Origin of the sequence: Hydrogenovibrio sp. (assembly GCF_049975065.1) — a bacterium.
Taxonomy (GTDB): Bacteria; Pseudomonadota; Gammaproteobacteria; order Thiomicrospirales; family Thiomicrospiraceae; genus Hydrogenovibrio.
In genome coordinates this window covers 1-11,164 of the sequence record NZ_JBNGDN010000067.1, presented here as the reverse complement: position 1 = coordinate 11,164, position 11,164 = coordinate 1, and the positions used below count along the sequence as shown (strand labels likewise).

Below are 11,164 nucleotides of genomic sequence, written 5' to 3'. Positions count from 1 at the left end.
ACACCGTGACCCCGCAGACATACAAGCCCACTTGATTTTCATGAATGGGTTTAAAGACTTCTTTTTGTCGGGTTTCGGTATTGTAAATCTGTAATGCCACTATTTCTGACTCCATGTATCTCTTAGACCAACGGTTTTGTTGAACACCAACGCGTCTCCGGCTTGGTTGTCACGGCAGAAATAGCCTTCACGTTCAAACTGATACGCTTGTTCCGGTTTGGCGTCTTTCATGCCCGGCTCGACAAAACCGTTTTTCACCACCAATGACTCAGGATTGATGACGGCTTCAAAATCGTCTTCCTTGGCCGGATTCGGTACCGAGAACAAACGGTCATACAAACGGAACTCCGCCGGTAAGGCTTTGGAGGCTTCCACAAAGTGAATCACGCCTTTCACCTTACGACCATCTGCTGGGTTCTTGCCCAAAGTCTCCGGGTCGTAAGAACAATATACGGTCGTGATATTTCCGTCCGCGTCGGTTTCGGCACGCAGGCCTTTCACCACATAGGCATTACGCAAACGGACTTCCTTGTCCAACGCCAGGCGTTGCCATTTTTTGTTCGGCGCTTCTTCAATAAAATCGGCGCGGTCGATATACAGCTCTCGGCTGAAGAAGATGTCGCGTTTGCCCATGGCTTCGTTCTGCGGGTGCACCGGTGCCTGCAAGGTTTCCACGTCGCCTTCCGGGTAATTTTCGATCACCAGCTTAATCGGGTCAATCACGCCCATCGTACGCGGAGCCACGACATTCAAATCGTCCCGAATCGCCGCTTCCAGAAGGCCCATTTCCGTCATGCTATCGACCTTGGAAATCCCAATGCGTTCGGCGAAGTCCCGAATCGCCGCCGGTGTCACGCCGCGACGGCGCAAACCGGAAATCGTCGGCATGCGCGGGTCATTCCAGCCCGACACCAAACCGTCTGTCACCAGTTGCATCAGTTTGCGTTTGGACATCACCGTGTATTCTAGATTCAACCGTGAAAATTCATACTGGAATGGACGGTCGGGTTTATTGAAATCCTCAAGATGCTCCAGAATCCAATCGTACAAACGACGGTTATCCTGAAACTCCAGGGTACACAAAGAATGGGTCACGCCTTCAATCGCATCGGAAATACAGTGGGCAAAATCGTACATCGGGTAGATACACCAAGCGTCACCGGTTTGATGATGATGCGCATAACGGATACGGTACAGTGTCGGGTCTCGCATACACATAAAGGAAGAGGCCATATCGATTTTGGCGCGCAAAACGCATTCCCCTTCCTGGAATTCGCCGTTTTTCATCTTAGCGAACACCTCCAGATTTTCCGCCACCGAGGTGTCGCGATACGGACTGTCTTTGCCCGGTTCCGTCAAGGTGCCACGGTATTCACCCGTTTGCTCGGCATTCAAAAAACACACATACGCCAAGCCCTTTTCAATCAATTCCACCGCATAATCATGGAATTTTTGAAAATAGTTGGACGAATAGCGCGGTTCGCCGGCCCATTGAAAGCCTAACCAGGATACGTCTTCTTTAATGGCATCGACATACTCGACGTCTTCTTTAGTCGGGTTGGTATCGTCAAAGCGCAGGTTGCAGCCACCGTGATAGTCTTCCGCCAGACCGAAATTCAGACAAATGGATTTGGCGTGCCCGATGTGCAGGTAGCCGTTTGGCTCGGGCGGGAAACGGGTCACCACCGTTTGATATTTATGATTGGCCAAGTCATCGTTAATGACATTTCGAATAAAATTCGTAGGCTTGTCCACTGGCGTAACGGGGGTTTGACTCATGCTCAGAAAACCTTTTGATATATTTTTAAAATACTACCGATTAAAAAAAAGCTTGATTATAGCACAAGCCCGTCTCCGTGACGCTCGATTGCGCACGGAATCATTCACCCGCGCCAGCGAATTCAAACGCCCGTTCGCCGGACAACATGGTAAAATGCGCAACACTGAATTCAATCCTATTTGAAACTTTTTGCCGTCAGCCTTGGCACGCTCAACAGCCAGACTGGGGCGCACTGGAGACAACCATGATTCGACGCACGTTTTTGCTTTCGCTGTTTTTCAGCCTTTTCACCTTTCAGACCTTTGCCGATAACACCACGGCCACCGAACCCAAACACCCCATCGTCCTGATTCAGACCAGTCTAGGCGACATTGAAGCGGAACTCTATCCGGAAAAAGCGCCCGAATCGGTGAAAAACTTCTTACGCTATGTTAACGAAGGCTTTTATGACGGCACCATTTTTCACCGCGTCATTTCCAACTTTATGATTCAAGGCGGCGGCTTCACGCCCACGCTGCAGAAAAAACCCACCCATGCGCCCATCCAGAACGAAGCCGACAATGGCCTGCGTAACCGCATCGGTACTCTGGCCATGGCGCGTACCAACGATCCGCACTCGGCCACCTCGCAATTCTTTATTAATGTCGGCCAGAATACGTTTTTGGATTTTCGCGACAAAACGCCCCGCGCTTACGGCTATGCCGTTTTTGGTCGTGTGATCAAGGGCATGAAAGTCGTCAACCAAATCCGTCAAGTACCCACCGGTTTTAAAAACGGCATGGGCGACGTCCCCAATCAGACAGTCGAAATCATCAAAATCACACAGATTCAATAAACCGGCTCAGAATGGCGACCCACTGAAATGACCAGGCCTGGTCATTTCATCGCCTGCGCTTCGCCGAGCCAAGTTCAGAGGAAACGCTATGACTCAAGTCACTTTTCAAACCAATATGGGTGCCATCACCATTGAAGTCGATCACGAAAACGCCCCCATCGGCGCGGAAAACTTTGTGCATTACGCCATGGAAGGCTACTATAACGGCACCATTTTTCACCGCATTATTCCCGGCTTTATGGTGCAAGGCGGCGGTTTTTTGCCAGGCCTGGTGGAAAAGGACGCGGGCGAGCCGATTGAAAACGAAGCCGATAACGGTTTGAAAAACGTGCGGGGCGCTTTATCCTATGCACGAACCAACGATCCGCACTCGGCTACGACACAATTCTTTATGAATCTGGTTGACAATCCGTATCTGGATCACACATCGAAAGACGTGCACGGTTGGGGTTATGCCGTCTTTGGGCGCATTGTAGAAGGTTTGGCGATACTGGATGAAATGGCCAAAGTCGACACCACCAGCCGTCGTGGCCATCAGGATGTCCCAGTTGAAGACATTATTATCGAAAAAACCTTGGTTAAAGAAAGCGACTGATCGAGCCGCATTATGGCGCATAAGCCTTATACCTTGATCACCGCCGACATTCACCTGCAGCCGGATGACACCCATCCGGTCAATCAGGCGTTTTACCGCTTTTTGGAACAAGACGCGCCGAAAGCCGATGCGCTTTACCTTCTCGGCGACCTGTTTGAAATGTGGGTGGGCGACGATCACGGTCTTGCGCATTACGCCACGGTCATCGGAAAATTCAAGCACCTGACCGAACAGGGTCTGCCGATTTATCTGATGTACGGCAATCGGGATTTTCTGATGCGGCGGGCTTTTTTCGACGCCACCGGCATTCAGTTTCTGAAAGAGCCGGCGCTTGTGAACTTGTATGGCTTGCCGGTTTTAATGTTACACGGAGATTCGCTCTGCACCGATGACAAAGCCTTTCAGCGGATGCGTCTTCTATTGCGTAATCGTCTGGTGACCTGGTTGTTTCTGAAACTGCCGCAGCACAAACGCGTCGCCATTGGCGAAAACATGCGAGCCAACTCTCAAAAACACAATCTGAATAAATCGGAAAACATTATGGACGTGAACCAGGTGGCGGTCAGAAAGCTGTTGCAGCGTTTTCCGCACTGCAAGCATCTGGTGCATGGACACACCCACCGCCCCTATTTACATCAAATCGAACAAGACGGCCAACTCAAACACCGCTGGGTAGTGGGTGACTGGCGCCCGCAAACCGAAATTCTCAAAGTCTTGTCCAACCAAACGATTGAACGGGTCGCTTACCCTTACCTTAGCAACGCCCTAACCTCGTAAACCCCTAAGCCAATGTCAGCCATTTGAAATGCACCTCGCCGTCTTCGGTCAGGGTAAACCGCACCTTATCATTCATCACGCCCTGCGCCATCTGGTCGGCACAACTCCAGTTGATTTCCCACGGATAATGGTAATCCAGACGGTAAAGATTATCATTTTGATAGATAACAGCATCCAATACCATGCCGCCCGCGTAATGAGCGAAATGGCTGATATGCGATAAATCCTGAACCAAGTCCTGCTCCAATTCCGGCAGACGCTCCGTCAGACAGGCGAGTAGGGTGTCGTTGTGTTCTTCGCCGGGCGTTAACCCGGCCAATTCAGTTATGATAATTTTCATGGCGGTTTCTTCACCCTCGTTAAAACGACTTGCTCACCAACACCTGATCTTCTCCTTCAGAACGTGCAATAATCACCGCCCCCACCGAGTCACTGAACACATTCACCACGGTGCGCATCATATCCAACAACCGATCCACCACCAAAAGCAACCCAATCGCCTCCGCCGGTAACCCCACCGCCACCAGAATAATGGTGATCGCCACCAGACTGGCGGACGGAATCCCCGCGACACCGATGGAGGTGGTTAGAGCAATCACCACAATCAACAATTGCGTTGTCCAATCCAACGGAACGCCAAACAACTGGGCGATAAACACCGCTGCGACACATTCATACAGTGCGGTGCCGTCCATATTCAGGGTCGCACCCAGCGGCAACACGAAACTCGACACACGGTTGGACACCCCCGCACGGGTTTCCAGCGCATTCAAAGTAATGGGTAAAGTGGAAGACGATGAACTGGTGGAAAACGCCGTCAGGATCGCCGGTGCCATCGCTTGGTAGTGCAACCAAGGGTTCTTTACGCCGCCCAAAACACGCAATAGAATCGGCATCACCACCAAAAAATGCACGCCCAGCGCCAGCGTCACCGTCACAAAAAACAGTGCTAAATGGCCAAACTGATCGAAGCCGGTTTCCGCCACCGAAGCCGCCACCAAGCCAAACACCCCCAAAGGCGCAAACTTCATCACCCAAGCCGTGATCATCATCATCACATCGAAAATCCCCTGCCAGAAATTCATCATGGTGGTTTTCACATCGCCGGTCAGCCGTGTCATAAAGTAACCGAACAACAAACTGAAAAAAATCAAGCCCAACATTTGCGCCTGAGCCGCCGCATCCACCACATTGGTCGGCACCATGCGCAGAAACACATCCACCACATCCCCGGCCGACTTTCCGGATACCGACGCCATGAGCGCTTCATTGGTTTCCAGTATCGGGGCACCGTTTTCGGACACACCGGGTTGCAGCAAGTTGACCAAGGCCAAACCGATGAGAATAGCCAAAAAGCTGGTGAGAACATAATAACCCAACGTTTTACCGCCCAAGCGCCCGAAACCGCCATGTTGGCCGACATTCGCCACCCCAGTGATAATCGCCGAGACGACCAGCGGCACCACAATCATTTTCAACGCATTTAAAAACAGGGTGCCCATAAAAGTGTAAATCGCCACCCAGTGGATTCCAAACACCTGAGCGTCGGTACCGGTCCAAACGCCCATCACCACCGCCAAGGCCAGTGCGATTAATATCTGCCAATGTAGAGCGAGTTTCATCATCTTCCTTTTGATTTCGGTTATTGCCCGAAAAATACGCAGTTATAAAAAAAGCACCCGACCGGGTGCTTTTTGTGAACGATTAAAACAGCTTAAAACGAAGTTACACATCCGGACACATATTCCAGGCCTGAGACGGCCCCATGTTATAGACATCATCAAAGCCCAACGACAACAAAATCTGCATCGCCATATGCGATCGCTGGCCGGAACGGCAGAAAACCACCACTGGCAAGTCTTTATCCAACATACTGTCGCCAACACGGTCAATATCCTGCAACGGGATATTGACCGCGCCCGGTAGCTTGTTCATGGTAAACTCTTCAGGCGTTCTCACATCAACCAGTTGCGCCTGCTTTTCTTTAATCAATCGTTTGACATCTTCACATGGTGTAAACATTCTTTTCTAACCCGTAATGTTAGAGAGCATTGCACGAGATGGATGCACGAGTAAAAAAGGCTAAAATCCGCCCGATTTACGTTGAAAAACTTGCCAATGGCTAGCCATTGGCTGCGCTTTCCGCCTTAATCGAACCGATTTTTTCTCTTTTTTTCTTCGCGCCCCACTCGTACAAAGCGCTCATTTAATCAAATTTAATGATTCGAAATATACCTGATTGCTTTAGAAAAAACCAGTTTGGACTGCCCAAATAATAATTATGGCGTAAAAAGCCGCCATTATATCGTCCAGCATAATCCCGAAACCGCCGGACACCTTCTGATCCGCCCAACGAATCGGCCAGGGTTTTACAATATCGAAAATCCTAAAAAAAATGAACGCCATTGTCCAATAAAGCCAAGACTGTTCTGGAAGCATCAGCAGCACCAACCAGATGCCAACAAACTCGTCCCAAACAATCCCGCCGTGATCATGCACACCGATTTGCTGCGCCGACTCACCGCAAATATAACTGCCGAACACCAAGGCTAACACCAACAGGCTCCAAGCCGCCACCTCGCTCCACAGTAAAATGGGCACGAATAACAACAACCCCAACAGCGTGCCGGCGGTTCCCGGTCCTTTCGGCACCAGCCCAGAGCCAAAGCCGAAGCCCAGCCACATCACCGGATGGCGCTGCAAATCGACCCAGCGAACCGGTTTCGGCTGTTTAGATTTTTTAGGCTGTTGCCCTTTCATCGCAATTCAGCCTGAAGGCTACTTGCCACGCTTCTTGGCAGCCGTTCTTAAACGCAACGCATTCAACTTGATGAAACCTTCCGCATCCTTGTGGTTGTAGGCACCGCCGTCATCTTCAAACGTAGCGATGTCTTCATCAAACAGGCTGTTGTCGGACGTGCGTCCCACCACTATCACATTGCCTTTGTAGAGTTTCAGACGAACCTCACCGGACACATAGGTTTGCGATTGATCGATCAATGCCTGCAACATTTCACGCTCTGGGCTGAACCAGAAACCGTTGTAAATCATTTCTGCGTATTTTGGCATCAACTCATCTTTCAAGTGCGCCGCGTTACGATCCAAGGTCAAGGATTCCATCGCTCTGTGTGCTTTCAGCATAATGGTGCCGGCCGGCGTTTCATAACAGCCGCGCGCTTTCATGCCGACAAAACGGTTTTCCACCAAATCGTCACGACCGATGCCGTTTTCGCCGCCCACCTTATTCAGGTATTCCATGACCGTCGCCGGGGACATCGCCTCACCATTAATGGAAACGATGTCGCCTTTTTCATAACCGATGGTCAAATAGGTCGGTTCGTCCGGTGCATTTTCCGGTGAGACCGTCCACAACCACATATCCTCTTCCGGTTCGTTGGCGGGATCTTCGATAATGCCGCCTTCATAGGAAATGTGCAGCAGATTGGCGTCCATCGAGTAAGGTGATTTCTTACCTTGTTTTTTCTCGATGCTGATATTGTGCTCTTCGGCATAGGCCATCAGTTTTTCGCGTGACAGCAAATCCCACTCACGCCAAGGCGCGATGACTTTGACGTCCGGCATCAAGGCATAAGCGTTCAATTCGAAACGCACCTGGTCGTTGCCTTTCCCGGTCGCGCCGTGCGAAATGGCATCGGCACCGGTTTCCTGAGCGATTTCCACCAAGCGTTTTGAAATCAAGGGACGCGCAATGGACGTCCCCAAACGGTACTCCCCTTCGTAAATCGCATTGGCGCGCATCATCGGAAACACGAAGTCACGTGCAAACTCTTCCCGCAAGTCTTCAATGTAAATTTCTTTGATGCCCATGGCCTGCGCTTTGGTACGCGCCGGTGCCACTTCTTCGCCTTGGCCGATATCGGCGGTAAAGGTCACCACCTCACACTGATATTCTTCTTGCAACCATTTGGCGATAATGGACGTATCCAGACCACCCGAGTAGGCCAAAACAACTTTTTTAATGTCCGACATGCAATTTCCTTGTTCAAAAGTAATTCTGTTAATCGCGCGGATTATACATTAAAATCAATTGTTTTTTAAGGAACCTCTAATGATTCAACCAGCGGTTCTTCAATGCCACTTCACGTCGGTTGCAACCCAACCTTGGCTGGATCCCCAAGCCAAGAAACATGCAACAGACGCTCAAGAGAGACCAAGCCCGAATGCGATTGACCGATTTCTTCAAAGTCATTCCCCAATATGTCTTGCCCCAGCATCTGCTCTCCAAAGGCATGCACTGGTTGATGCACATCCGCCAGCCCTGGATCAAGAACACCACCATCAAATTGATGACCAAAGCCTATAAAATCAACGTGTCCGAAGCCGAAAGCGAGCACTTCGATCATTACCCACACTTCAACGCCTTTTTCACCCGCGCCCTGAAACCGGAGTTGCGCCCGATTGATGAAAATGACCAGGCCTGGTGCAGTCCGGTGGACGGTGTCATCAGCCAATCGCAAGCCATCCAAGGCCACCATTTAATTCAAGCCAAATGCCATGACTATACTCTGGAAGCCTTACTGGGCGGCGACATTGAATACGCCAAAACCTTTGTCAACGGTGACAGCTGCGTCATCTACCTGTCGCCTCAAGACTACCATCGCGTTCACATGCCGGCCAATGGCAAACTGCTGTCGATGACCTATGTGCCCGGCGATCTCTTTGCGGTCAATCCGGCCACGGTGCGCAATGTGGACGGCCTCTTCGCCCGCAACGAACGTTTGGTGATTCGGTTTGAAAACGAGCTGGGCCCCTTCTGCCTGATTATGGTCGGTGCCATCTTCGTGGGCAGCATGGAAACCGTGTGGCAGGGCAAAATCACGCCGGATTATTTGCCGACCTTGCAACATTGGGACTACCAAAACGACGAACAGCATTTCCGCAAAGGCGAGGAAATCGGGCGCTTCAATATGGGCTCCACCGTCATCCTCCTAAGCCCGAATGGAAAAATGCCAGGCCTGGGCGAAATAGCGCCGAACACCCCTATTCAAATGGGACAATTACTGGCACAATATAGTAAAAATGAATAAAAAGGCCTCTGGTTTGACGCCTGAATCGACAACAGAGTCGCCAGAATAACGTAACCATCCAACCTCTTAACCCTCATTTTTTATGAAAGGAACGCTTGTATGAAAATGGTCACCGCGATTATCAAACCCTTCAAACTCGACGATGTACGCGAAGCACTTCACGATATTGGCGTACACGGCATGACCGTCATTGACGTCAAGGGTTACGGTCGCCAAAAAGGGCATACGGAAATGTACCGTGGCGCGGAATATGTCGTAGACTTTCTCCCCAAGCTGAAATTGGAAATCGCCGTGGATGGCGACAAGGTGGATCAGGTGGTTGAGGCGATTATGCAAACCGCACAAACCGGCAAAATCGGTGATGGCAAAATTTTCATTACCGGTATCGAACAAACCATTCGTATCCGCACCGGCGAAACCGGTCCAGAAGCCTTATAAATTTCATTTACGACAAACGGCCAGGCCTGGCCGTTTGGTCACCGCTTACCAGATTGACACACCCACACGGTTTCTTTGACAAACGGCTCTATTGTCACTGGACTCGCCCAACGGAATCACTTCCCAGTCCCAGGCCTGGTCATAAGCCGGAAGCCTGACACCCCAGGCCGGATCCCATTGATCGGTCAGATGCCCGCTGCAATCGTATTCCCGCATGTCGCGGTCGGCAATCAGGCATTTGACACCGCTAAACCCATCCAGATAGTCCAAGTGCGCTTGAATCAAATCCTTGCCGAACGTATCGGCTTTCGTCTCAGGGAGCGCAAAACGCTCCATTAACCAACGCACCGGAATCAGGGGTAACTGTGTCGCAAGGTTCAACGACACGACACAGTCCACCTTTTCCGGTTCAACTCCGGCCAAAACAGGCGCTTTCACCAAGGCATTCCCCCCTTGGGCTTCGGCCAGACAACCGCTGACATCCGCTTCCAATAAAAAAACATTATCGAACTCGGCGGCCAAACGTCGGGCGGGCTTTAAAAAAACCATGTCCACCAGCGTGACGGCCTCGAACGTCTGACTCAAAAACCCCAGCGGAATATCGTTCAGAGAACCGGCACCCAGAATCACGACCTGCCGAAAAGTACGACACGCATTCACCGCACGGCGGATCGCGCTCTGACACTGTTCAAAATGCGGCTGCCAAGTGTTTCGACAACGTTGATGACGCGCCGACATGGCAATCGCCTCGTGTAAAAATCCCATTTTTCGCGCCAAAGGCGAACTCGGTGTTGTATAAAACGCAAACAGTTCTTTCAGCATCAGGGCGACTCACCCAACCCCAGCGCCTGTGTTTTTCGAGTTAAAGTATTGCGCCCCCATCCCAGTAATTGCGCCGCTTTCTGACGATGGTTAAAGCTGTGCCGCATAGCCACTTCAATGAGCACCTTTTCAAAGCGCTTTTCAGCCTCACGATGCAGCTCTTGGTGACCAGCACTTAGATAACCATTCGCCCAGTTGCGCAAGGGGGCTTCCCAGTGCGTCGCACTCTCATTGGCAGAATCTTCAGGCTCGTGGCATTCCATGCCGACCACATCTTGCTGCAGCTCCAGCGGCAGATCTTCCATATAAACCACCTTATCCGGTGCCATAATCGTCAACCAAGTGCACAAACTGCGAATTTGGCGCACATTGCCAGGCCAGGGCAATTCCGTTAAATATTTCTCCACCGGCTTGCTTAAACGTTTTTCCTCCAGGCCATAGGTTTTGGCCTCTTCCGTCAAGTAATAGCGCACAATCGGTAAAATGTCCTCACGGCGTTCACGCAGCGCCGGTACTTTGATTCGAATCACATTCAACCGGTAGAGCAAATCCTCACGGAAGCGCCCCTGCTTGACCAGTTCCTGCATATTTTGGTGTGTCGCGGCCACAATACGCACATCGGTTTTAATCGGCGTTTTCCCGCCGACGCGGTAAAAAGTGCCGTCATTCAGAACCCGCAATAAACGGGTTTGCAAGTCCACCGGCATGTCGCCGATTTCATCCAGAAACAAAGTGCCGCCATTGGCCTCTTCAAAGCGCCCCATGCGCTGGGTGTGCGCCCCAGTGAAAGCCCCTTTCTCATGACCGAATAATTCCGACTCCAATAAATCACGCGGAATGGCCGCGGTATTGATCGCCACAAAAGGCCG

General features: G+C 51.0%; 13 protein-coding genes. 5 read left to right on the top strand and 8 right to left on the bottom strand.

The genetic code is table 11. The annotated features are described in order from the left end of the window. Positions 1-99: 99 nt before the first annotated feature. Positions 100-1,779, bottom strand: coding sequence for a glutamine--tRNA ligase/YqeY domain fusion protein (locus ACP5D0_RS08120; RefSeq protein WP_472365169.1), 1,680 nt, complete (start codon positions 1,777-1,779; stop codon positions 100-102). A gap of 245 nt (positions 1,780-2,024) precedes the next feature. On the opposite strand from ACP5D0_RS08120, the gene ACP5D0_RS08115 reads away from it, so the two are divergent. The 3 genes from ACP5D0_RS08115 to ACP5D0_RS08105 all read left to right on the top strand — a co-directional run bounded on the left by ACP5D0_RS08115 (position 2,025) and on the right by ACP5D0_RS08105 (position 3,987). Further along, positions 2,025-2,615, top strand: a complete 591-nt coding sequence (locus ACP5D0_RS08115) for a peptidylprolyl isomerase (protein WP_472365168.1) — start codon at positions 2,025-2,027, stop codon at positions 2,613-2,615. An 88-nt stretch (positions 2,616-2,703) separates the two neighbouring features. Continuing rightward, the gene (locus ACP5D0_RS08110; RefSeq protein WP_472365166.1) at positions 2,704-3,210 is read left to right on the top strand and encodes a peptidylprolyl isomerase; all 507 of its coding nucleotides are present in this window, start codon (positions 2,704-2,706) and stop codon (positions 3,208-3,210) included. Positions 3,211-3,222: 12 nt separating this feature from the next. Next, positions 3,223-3,987 carry a UDP-2,3-diacylglucosamine diphosphatase gene (locus tag ACP5D0_RS08105; RefSeq protein WP_472365165.1) on the top strand — a complete coding sequence of 255 codons (765 nt, stop codon included), beginning with the start codon at positions 3,223-3,225 and terminating at the stop codon, positions 3,985-3,987. Between the two features lie 4 nt (positions 3,988-3,991). On the opposite strand, the gene ACP5D0_RS08100 is transcribed toward ACP5D0_RS08105, so the two are convergent. From ACP5D0_RS08100 to ACP5D0_RS08080, 5 genes are all read right to left on the bottom strand, one after another. Then, a complete protein-coding gene (locus tag ACP5D0_RS08100) occupies positions 3,992-4,327 on the bottom strand; it encodes a hypothetical protein (RefSeq protein WP_472365163.1) in 336 nt (111 codons plus the stop codon). 19 nt (positions 4,328-4,346) lie between these two features. Continuing rightward, positions 4,347-5,612, bottom strand: a complete 1,266-nt coding sequence (locus ACP5D0_RS08095) for a dicarboxylate/amino acid:cation symporter (protein ID WP_472365162.1) — start codon at positions 5,610-5,612, stop codon at positions 4,347-4,349. A gap of 100 nt (positions 5,613-5,712) precedes the next feature. Continuing rightward, complete coding sequence (locus tag ACP5D0_RS08090; RefSeq protein ID WP_472365161.1) at positions 5,713-6,009, bottom strand: rhodanese-like domain-containing protein; 297 nt, start codon at positions 6,007-6,009, stop codon at positions 5,713-5,715. A gap of 222 nt (positions 6,010-6,231) precedes the next feature. Next, on the bottom strand, positions 6,232-6,747 hold the full coding sequence (locus tag ACP5D0_RS08085) for a phosphatidylglycerophosphatase A family protein (RefSeq protein ID WP_472365160.1): 516 nt from the start codon (positions 6,745-6,747) through the stop codon (positions 6,232-6,234). An 18-nt stretch (positions 6,748-6,765) separates the two neighbouring features. Further along, on the bottom strand, positions 6,766-7,977 hold the full coding sequence (locus ACP5D0_RS08080) for an argininosuccinate synthase (protein WP_472365159.1): 1,212 nt from the start codon (positions 7,975-7,977) through the stop codon (positions 6,766-6,768). A 191-nt stretch (positions 7,978-8,168) separates the two neighbouring features. Here ACP5D0_RS08080 and asd point away from each other — a divergent pair, with 191 nt between their 5' ends. Together asd and ACP5D0_RS08070 are read left to right on the top strand one after the other, a co-directional pair. Next, entirely contained in the window at positions 8,169-9,035 is an 867-nt protein-coding gene (gene asd, locus ACP5D0_RS08075) for an archaetidylserine decarboxylase (RefSeq protein WP_472365158.1), read from the top strand. Between the two features lie 99 nt (positions 9,036-9,134). Beyond that, positions 9,135-9,473 (top strand): P-II family nitrogen regulator, encoded by a 339-nt coding sequence (locus ACP5D0_RS08070; RefSeq protein ID WP_472365157.1) that lies wholly within the window; start codon positions 9,135-9,137, stop codon positions 9,471-9,473. Positions 9,474-9,518: 45 nt separating this feature from the next. Here the strand turns inward: ACP5D0_RS08070 and ACP5D0_RS08065 are convergent, their stop codons facing one another. Both ACP5D0_RS08065 and ACP5D0_RS08060 read right to left on the bottom strand, forming a co-directional pair. Next, positions 9,519-10,238, bottom strand: coding sequence for a hypothetical protein (locus tag ACP5D0_RS08065; RefSeq protein ID WP_472365156.1), 720 nt, complete (start codon positions 10,236-10,238; stop codon positions 9,519-9,521). Positions 10,239-10,294: 56 nt separating this feature from the next. Beyond that, positions 10,295-11,164, bottom strand: an 870-nt coding sequence (locus ACP5D0_RS08060; protein ID WP_472365155.1) for a sigma 54-interacting transcriptional regulator, incomplete at its 5' end; no start/stop codon positions are given.